The sequence below is a fragment of the Streptomyces sp. NBC_00247 genome (genome assembly GCF_036188265.1).
GTDB lineage: Bacteria > Actinomycetota > Actinomycetes > Streptomycetales > Streptomycetaceae > Streptomyces.
The window spans coordinates 5,533,842-5,550,852 of sequence record NZ_CP108093.1; the positions used below are offsets into that span (position 1 = coordinate 5,533,842).

Annotated in this window: 15 protein-coding genes; 11 read left to right on the forward strand and 4 right to left on the reverse strand. The window is 72.6% G+C overall.

Annotation, left to right across the window (positions count from 1 at the left end):
* Window positions 1-140: 140 nt before the first annotated feature.
* Window positions 141-671, forward strand: a complete 531-nt coding sequence (locus tag OHT52_RS24110; RefSeq protein WP_328722262.1) for a pyridoxamine 5'-phosphate oxidase family protein — start codon at window positions 141-143, stop codon at window positions 669-671.
* Between the two features lie 10 nt (window positions 672-681).
* On the opposite strand, the gene def is transcribed toward OHT52_RS24110, so the two are convergent.
* Window positions 682-1,314 (reverse strand): peptide deformylase, encoded by a 633-nt coding sequence (def, locus tag OHT52_RS24115; protein WP_328723877.1) that lies wholly within the window; start codon window positions 1,312-1,314, stop codon window positions 682-684.
* Window positions 1,315-1,644: 330 nt separating this feature from the next.
* Here def and OHT52_RS24120 point away from each other — a divergent pair, with 330 nt between their 5' ends.
* The 6 genes from OHT52_RS24120 (at window position 1,645) to OHT52_RS24145 (ending at window position 7,534) form a co-directional block, all read left to right on the forward strand.
* Window positions 1,645-2,223 carry a helix-turn-helix domain-containing protein gene (locus OHT52_RS24120; RefSeq protein WP_328723878.1) on the forward strand — a complete coding sequence of 193 codons (579 nt, stop codon included), beginning with the start codon at window positions 1,645-1,647 and terminating at the stop codon, window positions 2,221-2,223.
* A 238-nt stretch (window positions 2,224-2,461) separates the two neighbouring features.
* Complete coding sequence (locus OHT52_RS24125) at window positions 2,462-2,665, forward strand: cold-shock protein (protein WP_003969786.1); 204 nt, start codon at window positions 2,462-2,464, stop codon at window positions 2,663-2,665.
* Between the two features lie 184 nt (window positions 2,666-2,849).
* A complete protein-coding gene (locus OHT52_RS24130; protein WP_328722263.1) occupies window positions 2,850-4,616 on the forward strand; it encodes a DEAD/DEAH box helicase in 1,767 nt (588 codons plus the stop codon).
* 261 nt (window positions 4,617-4,877) lie between these two features.
* Window positions 4,878-5,150: a polyprenyl synthetase gene (locus OHT52_RS24135; protein ID WP_328722264.1), complete on the forward strand. Its 273-nt coding sequence runs from the start codon at window positions 4,878-4,880 to the stop codon at window positions 5,148-5,150.
* A 136-nt stretch (window positions 5,151-5,286) separates the two neighbouring features.
* Window positions 5,287-6,312: a polyprenyl synthetase family protein gene (locus OHT52_RS24140; protein WP_328723879.1), complete on the forward strand. Its 1,026-nt coding sequence runs from the start codon at window positions 5,287-5,289 to the stop codon at window positions 6,310-6,312.
* An 85-nt stretch (window positions 6,313-6,397) separates the two neighbouring features.
* Complete coding sequence (locus OHT52_RS24145; protein ID WP_443046812.1) at window positions 6,398-7,534, forward strand: oxygenase MpaB family protein; 1,137 nt, start codon at window positions 6,398-6,400, stop codon at window positions 7,532-7,534.
* Window positions 7,535-7,597: 63 nt separating this feature from the next.
* Here OHT52_RS24145 and OHT52_RS24150 read toward each other — a convergent pair whose 3' ends face one another.
* Window positions 7,598-8,473, reverse strand: a complete 876-nt coding sequence (locus OHT52_RS24150; protein ID WP_328722266.1) for a hypothetical protein — start codon at window positions 8,471-8,473, stop codon at window positions 7,598-7,600.
* A 212-nt stretch (window positions 8,474-8,685) separates the two neighbouring features.
* On the opposite strand from OHT52_RS24150, the gene OHT52_RS24155 reads away from it, so the two are divergent.
* Window positions 8,686-9,033: a chorismate mutase gene (locus OHT52_RS24155; RefSeq protein WP_328722267.1), complete on the forward strand. Its 348-nt coding sequence runs from the start codon at window positions 8,686-8,688 to the stop codon at window positions 9,031-9,033.
* A gap of 66 nt (window positions 9,034-9,099) precedes the next feature.
* Here OHT52_RS24155 and OHT52_RS24160 read toward each other — a convergent pair whose 3' ends face one another.
* On the reverse strand, window positions 9,100-9,243 hold the full coding sequence (locus OHT52_RS24160; protein WP_328724001.1) for a hypothetical protein: 144 nt from the start codon (window positions 9,241-9,243) through the stop codon (window positions 9,100-9,102).
* 111 nt (window positions 9,244-9,354) lie between these two features.
* On the opposite strand from OHT52_RS24160, the gene pepN reads away from it, so the two are divergent.
* The 3 genes from pepN (at window position 9,355) to OHT52_RS24175 (ending at window position 15,239) form a co-directional block, all read left to right on the forward strand.
* Entirely contained in the window at window positions 9,355-11,850 is a 2,496-nt protein-coding gene (gene pepN / locus OHT52_RS24165) for an aminopeptidase N (protein ID WP_328722268.1), read from the forward strand.
* Between the two features lie 354 nt (window positions 11,851-12,204).
* Window positions 12,205-13,623: a pyridoxal phosphate-dependent decarboxylase family protein gene (locus tag OHT52_RS24170; protein ID WP_328722269.1), complete on the forward strand. Its 1,419-nt coding sequence runs from the start codon at window positions 12,205-12,207 to the stop codon at window positions 13,621-13,623.
* Window positions 13,620-15,239: a SidA/IucD/PvdA family monooxygenase gene (locus OHT52_RS24175; protein ID WP_328722270.1), complete on the forward strand. Its 1,620-nt coding sequence runs from the start codon at window positions 13,620-13,622 to the stop codon at window positions 15,237-15,239. Before OHT52_RS24170 ends, OHT52_RS24175 begins: the two co-directional genes overlap by 4 nt.
* Here OHT52_RS24175 and OHT52_RS24180 read toward each other — a convergent pair.
* Window positions 15,145-16,971 (reverse strand): bifunctional metallophosphatase/5'-nucleotidase, encoded by a 1,827-nt coding sequence (locus tag OHT52_RS24180; RefSeq protein ID WP_328722271.1) that lies wholly within the window; start codon window positions 16,969-16,971, stop codon window positions 15,145-15,147. The genes OHT52_RS24175 and OHT52_RS24180 overlap by 95 nt on opposite strands.
* Window positions 16,972-17,011: the final 40 nt, after the last annotated feature.

Sequence of the window (17,011 nt, forward strand, 5' to 3'; positions counted from 1 at the left end):
GGGAGGCGTCCCCGGGGACGCGTCGCGGGGGCGCGCGGCCGGACGCCGGGCCCCCTCACCCGTCGCGGTGACCGGAGGGAGCACCCGTTGCGGCGACCCGCCGGAAATCCTGACAGGAGATGTCGGGATGAGGCGGTTCGATGGCAGGCATGACACCGCACACCCCCGCCGCCACGACCCCCGCCACCTGGGCCGACTTCCACGCGGCGGAGCCCGCCTTCGCCGCCACCGTCGAGAAGCGCTTCCGCCTCTACCGCCACCAGGTGCTTGCCACCCTCCGCAGGGACGGATCGCCCCGGGTCACCGGGCTGGAGGCAGACTTCCGCTTCGGCGAGATGCTGCTCGGCATGATGCCCCGCTCCCGCAAGGCCCTCGACCTGTTCCGCGACCCCCGCTTCGCGATCCAGGCGAACCCCGGCCCGGACTCCGACATGGCCGACGGCGACGTACGAGTCGCCGGCCGCGCGATCGAGGTCACCGACCCTGCCCTGCTGGCCCGCTTCATCGAGGAGGCCACGCCTCCGGAGCCGTTCCACCTCTTCCGGGTCGACATCACCGAGGTGGTCCACACCGGCATGGACGGTGAGGAACTCGTCGTCCGCTCCTGGCGCCCGGGCCGCGCCCTGCGCACGGTCCGCCGGGGGAACGAGGGGCCGGCCGAGAAGGGCTGAGGCCGGGCTCTCACGTCGCGGCCGGTCCTCGCGCGCCGAGTCCGGCCGCGCGCGCGGCACGGCGCGCGTGCACCCCGTCCGCCGCCTCGGCCATCTCCCGCAGGGCGGACCGCCGCTCCCTCCGGGTGAGCCGGTCGAGGTAGAGGCGGCCGTGCAGGTGGTCCGTCTCGTGCTGCAGGCAGCGGGCGAAGTACCCCCTGCCCTCGATCACCAGCGGCGCCCCGTCCTTGTCCCTCCCGCGTACGACGGCGAGGTCGGGGCGGGGCACCACCCGGTAAGGGCCCGGCACGGAGAGGCACCCTTCCGCCTCGTCGGACAAGCGGCGCTGCCCGGAGGGGAGTTCCTCCAGCACGGGGTTGGCGATGTGGCCCACGTGCCGTACGCCCCAGTCGTCCGTGATGTCCCACACGAAAAGCCGCAGGTCCTCGCCCACCTGATTGGCGGCCAGCCCCGCGCCCTCGGCCACCTCGTTGGTGGCGAACATGTCGTCGATCAGACGGGAGAGCCCGGGCGTGCCGAAGGCGGTGACCTCCCGGCACGGGCGGTGCAGTACGTCCTCACCGACGACGGTGATCCGGCGCGCCTCGCCCCGTACGGCTTCCGGGACCCGCCGGGGGTACGAGGCGACGGGCACCCCCCGCACGTACACCCCGCCCCGCCCGGTGGGACTCACGTACCCGTCCGTCATGAAGATCAACGCCCTTCGTGCCCGCCGATCCCTGCGCGCCGCCCCGTACCCGCCGGGCGCCACCAGCCGTGGACCGGACTCACTTGACCAGAGGCTTTGCAAAGTAGCAGGCTTTGCAAAGTGACCGAAGAGGAAATCCCCGAAATCCACCTCCCGCACGAGGGCACCCGTCGCGACGGACGCCCGGCCGCCGGTGTCCCGGCCGAGGGCGTCCCCGGCGGGGACGTCTCTGGTGCGGAGGTCCCGCGCGAAGCCGCTGCCCGGCAGCCGCTTCCGGACCACCCCCTGCGCCTCGCCCTGCTGGACCTCCTCGCCGAGGCCGGGACGGTCACCTCGACCGAGGCTGCGAGCCGTCTCGGCCACAGCTCCGGCCTCTGCTCCTTCCATTTGCGGCAGCTGGCCCGCCACGGCCTGATCGAGGAGGTGCCGGACAGCCGTGGCCGGGCCAGACCGTGGCGGCTGCGGTGGGAGAGCGGTGAGCCCGCCCGGCCCGCCGCGGACGGACCGGCGCCCGAGGAGGAGGCGCCGCCGAGGCCCGGACCTTCCGGGGCACCCGTGCCGGAGCCCTTCGACGTGCTCTCCCGGGGGCTGGAGGACGAGAGCTACCGGCACTGGCTCGGGCACCGGGACGAGGCGCCCGACTCCTGGCGGAGCGACCCCTCCTTCAGTGCCGTCGTCCACCTCACCCCCGCGGAGGCCGCCGAGGTCGCCGCCTTCGTCACCCGTCTGCTGGCCGGATACCGGGAGCGCGACCGCGACCCCGCCGCGCGGCCCGAGGGCACGCTCCCCGTGGCCGTCGTCACACGGCTCTTCCCGCTTCCGGCACACGCCCTGGGGTCACAACACCCCAGGCCGCAGGCGTGAGGGCGGCCGGCGGACAAGTTTCCGCGATTCGGCGCCCCAAGATCCACCACTCGCCGGGAGGACGTGCTACGGTGTTCCAGTTGCAGTTTTGGTACCCATGAACTTTATGTGCGCCTGACGGGAATGCTTCCTCAGGCGCATTATTGTTTTCCGGCTTTCTCCGGATGGGGCTCAATGCGGCGACTTGGAATTCGTAAAGTGCGGATTCTCGGCACTGCACCTCTTTTAGGAGAATGACATGGCTACTGGAACCGTGAAGTGGTTCAACTCGGAAAAGGGCTTCGGCTTCATCGAGCAGGACGGCGGCGGCGCCGACGTCTTCGCCCACTACTCCAACATCGCCACCTCGGGCTTCCGTGAGCTCCAGGAGGGCCAGAAGGTCTCCTTCGACGTCACGCAGGGCCAGAAGGGCCCGCAGGCGGAGAACATCGTCCCCGCCTAATTCGGCCGGACGCGTACCTCGCAGCCGGGGCTCGCACCTTCACGGTGCGGGCCCCGGTTTGTGCTGTCTCCGGGACGTCCTGTCGCCGGAGCACCCGCCATGTGCCGCATCCTGGGGCGCACATGAAAGCGGTCCGTAGAGCATGTCGCAGCGACCCAGGAATCCCCCAGGAGGGAAATTCCGTATGACCCGCTTCGAACGCCAGGACCGCCCGGCCGGCAACCGCCAGCCGAGTGGACGGGGCCGCGCCCAGTCCCAAGCCGCCCCCGCCCGCCGGGGAGCCGGCAAGGCTCCCGCGCGCCGCCGCCCCGCCGCTCCGCAGGGCGGCGAGTTCGCCCTGCCGGAGACCCTCACCCCCGCTCTGCCCGCCGTGGAGGCGTTCGCCGAGCTGGACATGCCCGCGGCCCTGCTGAAGACGCTGGCCGCGCAGGGTGTCACCGACCCCTTCCCGATCCAGGGCGCCACCCTGCCGAACTCGCTCGCCGGCCGGGACATCCTCGGCCGCGGCCGTACCGGCTCCGGCAAGACGCTGGCCTTCGGCCTCGCGCTGCTGGCCCGTACCGCCGGACGCCGCAGCGAGCCCCGCGCCCCGCTGGCCCTCGTCCTGGTCCCGACCCGCGAGCTCGCCCAGCAGGTGACCGACGCGCTCACGCCGTACGCCACCTCCGTGAACCTGCGCCTGGCGACCGTGGTCGGCGGGATGTCCCTCACCAAGCAGGCGGCCACGCTCCGGCGCGGCGCCGAGGTGCTCGTCGCCACTCCGGGCCGGCTCAAGGACCTCATCGAGCGCGGCGACTGCCGCCTGGACGAGGTCTCCATCACGGTCCTCGACGAGGCCGACCAGATGGCCGACATGGGCTTCATGCCGCAGGTCACCGCCCTGCTCAAGCAGGTCGAGGCGGACGGCCAGCGGATGCTGTTCTCCGCGACCCTGGACAAGAACATCGACCGGCTGGTCAAGATGTTCCTGACCGACCCGGTCGTGCACTCCGTCGACCCGTCGGCCGGCGCCGTCACCACGATGGAGCACCACGTGCTGCACGTGCTGGACGACACCGACAAGAAGGCCGTCGCCACGAAGATCGCCGCCCGCGAGGGCCGCGTGATCATGTTCGTCGACACCAAGCGTGCCGCCGACCGCTTCGCCAAGCGCCTGCTCGCCGCCGGTGTCCGCGCCGCCGCCCTGCACGGCGGCCGGTCCCAGCCGCAGCGCAACCGCACCCTGGACCAGTTCAAGGACGGCCAGGTCACCGCGCTCGTCGCGACCAACGTGGCGGCGCGCGGCATCCACGTCGACGACCTCGACCTCGTCGTCAACGTGGACCCGCCCACCGACCACAAGGACTACCTCCACCGGGGCGGCCGTACCGCGCGCGCCGGCGAGTCCGGCAGCGTCGTCACGCTGGTGCTGCCCGAGGAGAAGCGGGACATGACCCGCCTCATGCAGGACGCGGGCATCGCCCCGCACACCACCCGCATCACCTCCAGCGACCCGGAGCTCAGCCGGATCACCGGCGCCCGCGAGCCCTCCGGCATCGCGGTCGTCATCGAGGTGCCCCAGCCGACCCCGCCGAAGCAGCGCACCCGCTCCGGCGCCCCGGCCGGCACCGGCACCACCACCCGCTCCGGCAGCCGGGGCCGGGGCCGCCGAGGCGGCGCGGGCGGTACGGGTGCCGCCGGCACCACCGGCACCACCGGCACCACCGGCGGCGCACGCGGCACCGGAAACGGCGGCGGCGCACGCGGCACCGGCACCACCGGCGGTCGCGGCGGAGCCTCCGCCGGGGCGCAGCGCGGCGAGGCCCGCGGCGCGGGCTCCGGGCGTACGGGCGCGAGCGCCGGCCGCACCGGCTCCGGCCGTACGGGCACCGGCTCCGGCCGTCCCGCGGGCGCGGGCCGCGGCAACGGCGGCAACGGCGGGGGCGCGCCCCGGCCCCGCCGCGCCGCGTAGGCTGCCGCGTCCCCGGTGCTGTCGAAGCACCACGGCGGACGCGGGTCCGAACGAAGGGCGACGCCCGGTCCGGTTCTCCGGACCGGGCGTCGTGCTGTCCCGTGCCGTCGCGCCGGGCCGGGGCCGAGCGGGGGAGTAGTACGGGCGAACGAGTGATCACCACATGGGGTGGCCCGCGCTTCCCCGCCCTTCCGCCGGGGCAGCCTGCCCCCCGAAGCGGCGCCGGAGCGGCGGCGCGCCGTACGCGGAGGGCGGGCGCACATGACATCGGAGACCCGGGGAGACGGCGGGGACGGGCCACTCCTGCTCGCCGCCGGTCTGGCCGACCTGGCCCTGACCACCTGCACAGCCGCCTGGACGGCCGCGCGCGGGCTGCTCGGCCGCTCGGACCTGGGAGACCTCGCCCAGCAGGGGGAGCAGGACCTGCGGGCACGCGGCCGACTGGCGCTCGACCGGGTGGGCACCGGCCCCGCTCACCTGGAGATCCTGGCGCGCCACGCCCGTGGCCGGGGCGCGGGCGGGCCCGGTGCCTGAGACCGTACGCCTCGCGCCGGGGGTACCGGTGCACGGAGTGCCCGCGCAGCCCTCCCGCCCCGCACCCGGCCGTGCCACCCGCCCCGCGCCGGGCCCTCGCGCGCACCCGGCCCCCGAGCCCTCGGAGCTCGCCGCGCTGCGGGCCCGGGTCGACCACGAACTGCGGCGGTTCACCGACGCGGAGACCGAGGCGCTGCTCGCCGTCGACGAGGACCTCGCCCCGCTCGCGGCCGTGCTGGCGAACGCCACCGCGCACGGCAAGCGGCTGCGGTCGGCCTTCTGCTACTGGGGCTGGCGGGCGGCGCGGCAGCCGGACAGCGAGGCCATGGTCCGCGCGGCGGCCAGCATGGAACTCGTCCACGCGGCGGCCGTCGTCCACGACGACATCATCGACGACAGCCACCTCCGGCACGGCCTGCCGACCGCCCACGTCGCCCTGCGCGCCTCCGTCGCCGGGGGCACCCGGGTCAACCCCCGTGCCGCCTCGCTCGCGATGCTCGCGGGCGACCTGCTGATGTCCTGGGCCGGCCAGCTCTTCACCGGCTGCGGCCTGCCCGGCGCCTACCTGGCCCGGGGCCGCCCCCTCTGGGGAGTACTGGCGCGCGAACTCGTCGCCGGCGAGGCCCTGGAGATCCTGCGCACCGCCGGGCCGCCCGACGTGGCGCGGTCGCTGAAGGTGATCCGGTACAAGACCGCCAAGTACACCGTGGAACACCCCCTGCACATCGGCGTCGCGCTCGCCGGCGGCGACACCGCCCTGCGCGACGTCTTCACCGGCTACGGGCTGCCGCTCGGCGAGGCGTTCCAGCTCCGCGACGACCTCCTCGGCCTGTTCGGCGAACCGGAGCACACCGGCAAGGCCAACACCGACGACATCACCGGAGCCCGGCCCACCGCGCTGATCGCCCACGCCCTCGCCCGGGCCACCCCCGCCGAGCGCCGCGCACTCACCCGCCTCCTCGGGCGGAGCAAGCTCACCGCCGGCCAACTGGACCTGGTGCGCGCCGTCGTGGAGTCCACCGGGGCGCGCGCCCGCGTCGAGCGCATGATCGGCGACCGGGTCTCCCTCGCCACCCGGGCGCTCGCCGGAGCCGGACTCCCCGCACCCGCGCACGCCGCCCTCAGCCACCTGGCCACCGCGGTCACCACCCGCCCCGCCTGACGCCCGCTGCCGTACTCAGCCCCGTACTCCGCACCCGCGCGGAGGGTCCAGAGGAGCCGCCCCCGTGTACCCGACCGAGCAGTCCATGAACGCGCTGCGCCAGAGCGGCGACGAACTCGCCGACGCCACGGTGGCGACCCTCTTCGAGCGTGGCGAGACAGGGAAGTTCAACACCCTGATGCGGTACGTCTCGGTGGCCGGGCAGCCGCTCCCGGACGGGCTGCCGGACGTCGCCCGCGAGTACCTGCACGAGACCGGCAGTCCGCCCTCCTGGGTCGACTGGGAGGAGATGGAGCGGGCGCGGCTGTTCTTCATCGACAACAACGTGCACATCTCCACCGCCCTGTCGTTCGCCGCCATGCCCGCCTGTTACGTCGTCCCGCACATCGCGAAGCTCCTGTCGGCGACGCACTCGCTCAACTACCCCTCCAAGCGGATGGCGGAGACGGGACAGTTCACCGTCTACCTCATGCGGCCCGACGCGTTCGAGGCCGGTGGACGCTTCCTCCCCGCCGCCCAGAAGGTCCGCCTCCTGCACGCCTCCATCCGCTACCACCTGCGGCGCGAGGGGCGCTGGGACACGGCGGCCCTCGGTACCCCGATCTGCCAGGAGGACATGATCGGCGGACAGATGATGTTCTCGATCCAGGTCCTGGACGCCCTGCACCGGCTCGGCATCCACATGAGCGCCGAAGGCGCGGAGGCCTACCACTACGCCTGGCGCGTCGTCGGCGCGATGCTCGGCGTCGACCAGGACCACGCCCCGAAGGACCTGGACCAGGCCCGCGCCTTCTCCGACCTCTACATGACCCGGCACATGGGCCCCAGCGACGAAGGGGTCGCCCTCACCCGGCAGTTGACCGACCTGTACGAGGAGGTCGTCCCCGGTACCCTGCTGGACCCGGTCGTCTCCGCGCTGATCCGCCACCTGATCGGTGACACCTGCGCCGACTGGCTCGGCGTGGCCCGCACCCCGTGGGACACCCTCGTCAAGGCCGCTCCCGCGCTGATGAACGTACTGGAGACGATCGAGGACCGCTCGCCGCTCGGCGCGTGGGCCCTGGACCGCCTCGGCCACTTCACCACCCTGTTCGAGCTCTCCTCGCTCACCCGGGGCAGGGTGATGCACTACGCGATCCCCGAACACCTGAAGAAGGACTACGGACTCTCCACCGCCGTCCCCCGCAACCGGCGCTGGACCCCGCCCGCCCCGATCGTCTGACCGGCCCCGGCCACCCGGCCACGGCTCCGGTCGTCCGGCCGGGGGAGACGTGGGCCCGGTGGTTCAGGTGTCGCACTCCCACGCCGTCCCGCACACCCCGCAGCGCGCCCGGACCGGACCGCGTACCGGCACCCGCAGCCGCTGATGGCACACCGGGCAGTCGAACAGCACCCGCGTACCCGGTCCCCCGCCCTCGAAGGTGTACGGGGCCCCGGGCGCCGCCGCCCCCCGGTGCCGGTCCCGGGCGTACCGCATCCGGGCCATCGCGCCCGCCGCACGAAGCGGCGGGACCCGCAGGTCCCGCAGCGCCCTGGACCGGCCCTCGGTGTACGCCTGGTACGCCCGCGGGCTGGTGAACCAGGGCGAGGGGTCCTCGCCGAACGCCAGCGACCTCTTCGCCAGGACGTACCCGAACTCCTCCGGAGTCAGATAGCCCAGCTTCTGGCGGGTCAGCGCGTCCTCACGGAACGCGTCCAGCAACAGCCAGCCCGCGCCGAGGTAGACGGCCACCGTGTCGGTGAGGATCTCGTTCTCCCGCTCGCCGGCGAACCCCAGCCCCAGCCGGTGCAGCAGCACATGGGTGACCTCGTGCGCCAACGCTGCGCCCACGTCGCGCCGGTGGGACCGGAAGCGGTCGTTCAGTTCGACGAAGTACTCGGGCCCGGAGGTGAGTTCGACGGTGGCCGCGTGCTCCGACCGGCGGAAACCGACGACGACACGGGCATCCGGCAGCCGCAGGTGCAGCACCGCCGCCCGGGCGATCCGCTGCGCGCCCGCGTACAGCTCCTCGGCGTCCGTGAACACGACCTCCGACGCCGGCAGACTCGGCGCGTACGCGCGCACCCCCGCACCACCGAGCCGCCGGTACAGCGCGGTGATCGCGGCCCGCACGGTACCCAGATGCGGGAAACCGCGCGCCACGGGACTGCTCTCCGCCACGTCCCCACCCCCCGGCAGACGGCTCGCGCCGCTCGTCCACCACGGTACGGGGCGCGATCGGTTCGTGTGATGATCGGCCTGCGTGAGGTGTCGTGCGAGGCGCCGTACGAGGTACCGCCCGGGTCTTCTCCGGGCCGCGCACCGAGGGCCCGCGGTCCGTGACCACCCACCGACGGCCGACGACCCGTGCGCAACGTCTAAGCTCGTCCCTCATGAACGACATCGATCCGTCCGTACGCGCGGAACTGAACCGGCTGCGCGAGAGCATCGACAACATCGACGCCGCCGTCGTCCACATGCTCGCCGAACGGTTCAAGGCCACCCAGCAGGTGGGCCACCTGAAGGCCGCCCACCAGCTCCCGCCCGCCGACCCGGCGCGCGAGGCCCGGCAGATCGAGCGGCTTCGCCAGCTCGCCGGCAGCGCCAAGCTCGACCCGGCCTTCGCGGAGAAGCTCCTCAACTTCATCGTCGCCGAAGTGATTCGTCACCACGAGCGGATCGCCGAGGAGGCCACCGCCGGCGACCGGACCGCCCAGGGCGACGCACCGACCGGCGCCTGACGGCCCCGAGCGGGTGCGGGGCAGCCAGGGCGTGTTCCGAACGTCCCGCCCGCCCGGCTCACGGGCTCAGAGCTCGTGGTCCCCGGCGAGTTCCTCCCAGGCGATGTCACACGGACAGCCCTCCAGCATGCCGCCGTAGGTCGACGAGAGCCGCAGGTCGCTCAGGTCGATCGAACGGCCGGAGGAGAGGACGATGCTGGTCAGCGACATGCCCGCACTCTGCCATCCGCCGAGGGGAACGCGACAGCCGACAAACCCGTCACCGGCGGTCCTGACCCGCCCCGCACGCGCGCCGCCGGAGCCGTACGGCAGCATGGAACGATGTCCGTACTGACGCGCGACGAAGCGCAGACCCGTGCCACCGCCCTCGAAATCCAGCGATACACGATCGACCTCGACCTCACCACCGGCGACGAGACCTTCGGGTCCAGCACCGTCGTCCGGTTCACCGCACGTACCGCCACCGACACCTTCATCGAGGTCAAGCCCGCGGTACTGCGCTCGCTCAGCCTCGACGGACAGCCGCTCGACCCCGCGCTCCTCGCCGACGACCGCTACCCGCTCACCGGGCTGGCGGCGGGCCCCCACGAACTCCGCGTCGACGCCACCATGCGCTACTCGCGCACCGGCGAGGGCATGCACCGGTTCACCGACCCCACCGACGGCGAGAACTACGTCTACACGCAGCTGTTCCTCGACGACGTGCAGCGCGTCTTCCCCGCCTTCGACCAGCCCGACCTGAAGTCCGTCTTCGAGCTCACCGTCACCGCCCCCGACGGCTGGAGCGTCCTCGGCAACGGCATCGCCACCCACACCGGTGAAGGCCGCTGGACCATCGCCCCCACCCCCCTCATCTCCACCTACCTCGTCGCCGTCGCCGCAGGCCCCTGGCACTCCGTGACCACCGAGCACGCCGGCATCCCCTTCGGCATCCACTGCCGCCGCTCGCTCGCCCCCCACCTCGACGCCGACGCCGACGAGATCCTCGACATCACCCGCGCCTGCTTCGACCGCTACCACGAGAAGTTCGACGAGCCCTACCCGTTCGACTCGTACGACCAGGCCTTCGTCCCCGAGTTCAACGCCGGCGCCATGGAGAACCCCGGACTCGTCACTTTCCGCGACGAGTTCGTCTACCGCTCCGCCGTCACCGACACCGAGCGCCAGACCCGCGCCATGGTCATCTCCCACGAGATGGCCCACATGTGGTTCGGCGACCTCGTCACCCTCAGCTGGTGGGACGACATCTGGCTCAACGAGTCCTTCGCCGAGTACATGGGCTACCAGACCATCGCCGAAGCCACCCGCTTCACCGACACCTGGGTCGACTTCGGAGTCGCCCGCAAGGGCTGGGGATACGACGCCGACCAGCGCCCCTCCACCCACCCGGTCGCCCCCGACCCCGCAGCCGTCCCCGACACCGCCTCCGCGCTCGTCAACTTCGACGGCATCTCCTACGCCAAGGGCGCCTCCGCGCTCCGCCAACTCGTCGCCTGGATCGGCGAGAAGGACTTCCTGGCCGGCATCAACGCCCACTTCGCCCGCCACAAGTTCGCGAACGCCAGCCTCGCCGACTTCATCGACAACCTCGCCTCCGCCACCGACCGCGACGTCCACGGCTGGGCCGACACCTGGCTGCGCACCACCGGCCCCGACACCCTCACCACCCGCGTCGAGGACCTCGGCAACGAGTGGACCCTCGCCGTCGACCACCGCGGCAGCCGCCCCCACCGCATCGCGGTCGGCCTCTACGACCACGAACTCGGCACCGGCCCCGACCGGCTCGTCCTGCGCGACCGGGTCGAGACCGACGTCCCCGGCACCGGCGAACCCCTCACCCTGCCCGGCCGGCGCCCCGTCCTCGTCGTCCCCAACGACCAGGACCTCACCTACGCGAAGGTCCGGCTCGACGCCGCGTCCTGGACCGCCGTCGAAGACGGCCTCTCCAGCATCCCGGACCCGCTCACCCGCGCCGTCATCTGGAACGCCGCCCGGGACATGGTCCGCGACGGCGACCTCCCCCCCACCGCCCACCTCGCCCTCGCACGCACCCACCTCCCGCACGAGTCAGACCTCGCCCTCGTCCAGGGCGTCCTCGGCTTCGCCGCCCTCCTCGCCGACCGCTACGTCACCCACCAGGAGCGCCCCGCCGCGCTCGCCACCCTCGCCGACCTCTGCCGCGACCTCCTCCGGCGCACCGAGGACGGCAGCAACCCCGGCCTGCGGCTCGTCGCCGTACGCCACTTCATCGACGCCGCCACCCAGCCCGACACCCTCCAGGAGTGGCTCGCCGACGGCACCGTGCCCGGCGGCCCCGAACTCGACCCCGAACTGCGCTGGCGCGCCCTCACCCGCCTCGCCGTCCTCGGCGCCACCGACGAGGCCGCCATCGCCGCCGCACTCGCCCAGGACCCCAGCGCCACCGGCCAGGAAGGCGCCGCCCGCTGCCGTGCCGCCCTGCCCGACCCGGAGGCCAAGGCCGCCGCCTGGCAGTCCCTGTTCCACGACGACACCCTCTCCAACTACCTCTTCACCGCCACCGCCCAGGGCTTCTGGCAGCCCGAGCAGACCGGACTCACCCGCGAGTACGTAGCCCGCTACTACCCCGACGCCGCGGCCCTCGCCGCCCGCCGGGGCCCCGCCATCGCCACCGCCGCGGGGCGGTCCGCCTTCCCCGCGTACGACGTCGACGCCGTATCGCTCGCACTCGGCGACCACGCCCTGGAGGACGACACCCTCACCCCCGCCCTCCGGCGCAAGCTCGTCGACGAACTCGACGACCTGCGCCGCGCACTGGCCGTACGCGACGCCCACTGACCCACCCCCGCCCCCGGCCGGCCCACCGACGGCCGGCACACACGCACCGCGCCCGGCTCCCCTCCATCGGGGGGAGCCGGGCGCGGTCGTGTCCGGCAGCTCAACCTCCTTGCGCAGAAGGGTGGTCGAGCGGAGATGCGCATGCGATGCATGCCCCCGCCGCCCCGTCCGCGCGCATCAGCCGGCTTCGAACTCCCGTACAGCGATGGGGAATACGTACGCGTGCGCCGCGACACACTCCCATACCCCTTTAGGGTCGGCATCGTTGGACCGAGCGGCCCAAGGGACGTACAGAACGAAGGGGCCGCCCGCATGTCCACCGCCACCACACCACCGAAGGGGCAGCCCCCATCCATGTCCACCACTCCACCCCTCGCCGGCGGCACCGCGGGCCCCGCCCACCTCCGCCCCCTGCTCGACACCGTCCTCGCCGCACTCCACGAAGGCGCCACCCGCCGCGCCGGCCCCCTCCCCGCCGGCGGCCCCACCGCCACCACCACCCGCACCCGCCACGCCATCGGCCCCCTGCTCCCCGACGAAGGCACCGGCGCCCACCACGCCCTGACCACCCTCGTCACCGCCCTCGCAGAAGGCGCAGCCGACCCCGCACACCCCCACTGCGCCGCCCACCTCCACACCCCGCCCCTCGCCCTCGCCGCAGCCGCCGACCTCGCCGCCTCGGCCCTCAACCCCTCCATGGACTCCTGGGACCAGGCACCCGCCGCCACCACCCTCGAAGCCGAACTCACCGCCACACTCGCGCGCGAGATCTACCCGCACCACCCCCGCCCCGACGCCGTCATCACCACCGGCGGCACCGAAGCCAACCAACTCGCCCTCCTCCTCGCCCGCGAGCGCCACGGCCCCGTACAGACCCTCCACGGCTCCAACGCCCACCACAGCATCGCCCGCGCCGCCTGGCTCCTCGGCCTCCCCACACCCCACGTCGTCCCCGCCCCCACCGGCACCATGGACCTCACCGCCCTCCACCACGCCCTCACCACCACCCCCGGCCCCCACCTCGTCACCGCCACCGCGGGCACCACCGACACCGGAGCCATCGACCCCCTCACCGACATCGCCGACCTCTGCGACACCTACGGCGCCGAACTCCACATCGACGCCGCCTACGGCGGAACCCTCCTCCTCAGCCCCACCCACCGCACCAAGATCCACGGCATCCACCGCGCCCACAGCGTCACCCTCGACCTCCACAAACTCGGCTGGCAGCCGGCCCCCGCCGGCATCCTCGCCGTCCCCGGCCACCACCACCTCCAACCCCTCCACCACCTCGCCCCCTACCTCAACGCCGACGACGACACCGAAGCCGGCATCCCCGACACCCTCGGCCGCTCCCTGCGCACCACCCGCAGGCCCGACGCCCTCAAAATCGCCGTCACCCTCCAAGCCCTCGGCCGCGACGGACTCGCCGACCTCGTCGACCGCACCATCGCCGCCGCCCACCACCTCGCCGACCTCATCACCCGCACCCCCGGCCTCGAACTCCACGCACCCCCCACCATCAGCACCGTCCTCTTCCGCCCCACCGGCGCCGACGACCACACCGTCGCCACCCTCCGCCGCACCCTCCTCGACCGGGGCCTGGCCGTCCTCGGCCGCGCCCACGCCGACGACCGGCTCTGGCTCAAAGTCACCCTCCTCAACCCCCGCACCACCTCCGCCGACCTCACCGGCCTCCTCGCCCACGTCACCCGCCTCGCCCCCACCACCCGCCCCGACACCGCACTCACGGAAGGCCCCACCCACCGATGACCGACCGCCCCACCCCCACCGCCGACCAGCCCCACGACCTCATCGGCATCGGCATCGGCCCCTTCAACCTCTCCCTCGCCGCCCTCGCCCACAACCTCCCCAGGCCCCAAGAACCCCAAGGCCCACACGCCCCGCTGACCACCGCCTTCTACGAACAACGCCCCGCGTTCCACTGGCACCCCGGCCTCCTCATCGACGGCGCCACCCTCCAAGTCCCCTTCATCGCCGACCTCGTCACCCTCGCCGACCCCACCAGCCCCTGGACCTTCCTCAACTACCTCCGCACCCGCGACCGCCTCTACCCCTTCTACTTCGCCGAGCGCTTCCACATCCAACGCGCCGAATACGACGCCTACTGCCGCTGGGTCACCCACCAACTCCCCGGACTCCACTTCGGCCACCAGGTCGACGCCGTCCGCTGGAACACCGAACGCGCCCTCTTCGAAGTCGACTTCACCCAACTCGACCCCGACGGCGAAGCCGAAGCCCTCGGCCGCGCCCACACCCGCCACATCGCCCTCGGCATCGGCACCGAACCCCACGTCCCCGCCCCCCTGCAACCCCTCGCCGCATCCGAGGACCTCCCCGTCATCCACTCCGGCGACTACCTCGACCACCGCGACGAACTCCTCACCGCAGGACACATCACCGTCATCGGCTCAGGACAATCCGGCGCCGAGATCTTCCTCGACCTGCTGCGCGCCCGCCCCCACGGCCACGAAAAGATCCACTGGCTCGCCCGCACCCCCGCGTTCGCGCCGATGGAATACTCCAAACTCGGCCTCGAACACTTCACCCCCGACTACACCCGCTACTTCCACGGCCTCCCCGAAGAGACCCGCGACCACCTCGTCACCCGGCAATGGCAACTCCACAAGGGCATCGACACCGACACCATCGCCGCCATCCACGACGAGCTCTACCGGCGCACCCTCCACGGCGGCTGGCCCGACGCCACCCTCACCCCCGCAGTCCGGGTACGCACCGCCGGGCGCCTCGCCGGAAACCGCGTCGAACTCCACCTCGAACACATCGAGCAGGGCACCCGCACCCGCCACACCACCGACGCCGTCGTCCTCGCCACCGGCTACCGCGAACGCCCCCTCGACACCCTCCTCACCGCCCTCGCCCCGCACATCCGCCGCGACACCACCGGCCGCCCCCGCGTCGACCTCCACCACCGCCTGGAACTCGACCCCGCCATCACCGGCAACATCTACGTCCAGAACGCCGAACGCCACACCCACGGCGTAGGCGCCCCCGACCTCGGACTCGCCGCCCACCGCAGCGCCACCATCCTCAACCACCTCACCGGCACCACCCCCTACCCCCTCCCCGACCGCACCGCCTTCACCACCTTCGGCCTCACCCCCCACCCCGCCGTCCCCCCGCAGAACCCGCGCACCACCCCCTGCGCCAGAACACCTGACCCACCCACCCGCCCGCGCACCACGCGAAAGGGCGGCCACCCCGGCCCGAAAGCCGGAGCGACCGCCCCACACACCCCCGTACGAACAACTCCTAGAACACCGGCACGCCGTCCCGCGTCAGACGCCAGCCGACCGTCGCGAACTCCGCCGGGTCGACCTCACCCTTCGCCGTCACCCACGCGATGATCGTGTTCCGGATCTCGTCCGAGTTCGCCCACACCTGCTGCGCACCCGGAACATGCGGGAAGTTGCCGCCGCCGCTCGCCCGGTAGTTGTTCACCGCCAGCACGAACTTCGCCGCCGGGTCGATCGCCGCACCCTCGAACGACAGCCCGACGATCCGCGAACCCGCGGGCTTCGCGATGTCGATGTCGTACGTCACGCCCGACAGCGCGTCGTAGTTGTAGTCCGGCGTGCTGTTCGCGTTCGTCAGCTTCGAGGTGTCCACCGCGGCATCCGCCGCCGTCTGCACGTAGTACCGGGCCGAGAACTCCAGGTAGTCCTTCACCTGGGCACCCGTGACGACCCGCGCCTCCAGCGTGTTCTCGAACGGGTACAGGCCCGCCGCGTCCTTGATCGTGACGTTGCCCGCCGGGATCGAGGCCGTACGCGAGAAGCACGACGCCTGCGACAGCACCGGCAGCGACGCGAACTCCCCGCCCGCCAGCGCCGCCTTCACCGTCTCCGCCTGGACGTGGTTGATCAGGTCGATGATCGGCTCGTCCTTCCACGGCGCGCTCGCCGTGGTCATCGCCGAGACCGAGGTGCCGATGACCTGGTTCACATAGGCCACCACCTTCGTGTGCTCGTCCTTCAGGAGCCGGGTGATCTTCTTGTCCTCGGCCACCGTGTTGGAGTTCAGCACCTGGGCGCCGACCTTCTCCACCGTCCAGCGGCCCTTCTCCCACACCAGGTCGAAGTCGAACAGCGTCAGACGCTGACCCCACTTCGCCGGCTCCGAGAGAACGACCTGCTTGCCCGTCTCCTTGTTCGTCACGAAGTACTCGGGAATCTCCGAGTGCGCGTGACCCACCAGGATCGCGTCGATCCCCGGCACCTGCTCCGCCACCAGACCGGCCGCGTTCTCCACGTACGGGATCTGGTCACCGTACGAGGACGTACCCGACGTGCCCGAGTGCGCCGACACGATCACGACGTCCGCGCCCATCGAACGCAGCTTCGGAACCCAGCGGGCCGCCTGCTCCTCAAGACCCGGGAACACCATCTTCCCGCTCACGTTCGCCTTGTCCCAGATCGCGATCCCCGGGTTCGTCAGACCCAGCACCGCCACGCGCACGTCCTTGCCGTGCGGCGTGCGCACGCGCTTGATCACGTACGGGGCGAAGGCCGGCTTCAGCGTCTTCGCGTCCAGCGCGTTCGCGCCGAGCAGCGGGAAGTCCAGCTGCTCCTCGAACTTGCGCAGCACGGGAATGCCGTAGTTGAACTCGTGGTTCCCGAGCGCGGCGGCGTCGTAACCGATCGCGTTCATCGCCTGGGCCATCGGGTGCACCGGGCCACGCTTCGCCGTGATCGGGTCGATCTTCGCGTAGTAGTACGAAAGCTGGGTGCCCTGGATCGTGTCACCGGCGTCGATCAGCAGCGTGTTGCCCCGCCCCCGCTCCTTGCGGATCTGGTCCACCAGCGTCGAGATCTTCGCCAGGCCGACGTCGTTGTGCGCGGCGTCGTCGTACTCCTTGTCCGTGAAGTAGTCCCAGTTGAAGACGTTGCCGTGCATGTCCGTCGTCCCCATGACGGTGAACGAGTACCGCTTCTCGTGGCTCTCCCCGTGTCCGTGTCCGAGCCCGTGGCCCGACGGCGCGGCGGCCTGGGCCTGTGGGGCGACCACTGCGCCCGCCAGTGCGGCACCCGCGCCCGCGGCTGCCGAACGGCCCAGAAACGTCCTGCGGTTCAACGGCATCTTTCGTTACTCCTCGTTCAGTCGGACGACGTGTGCGACC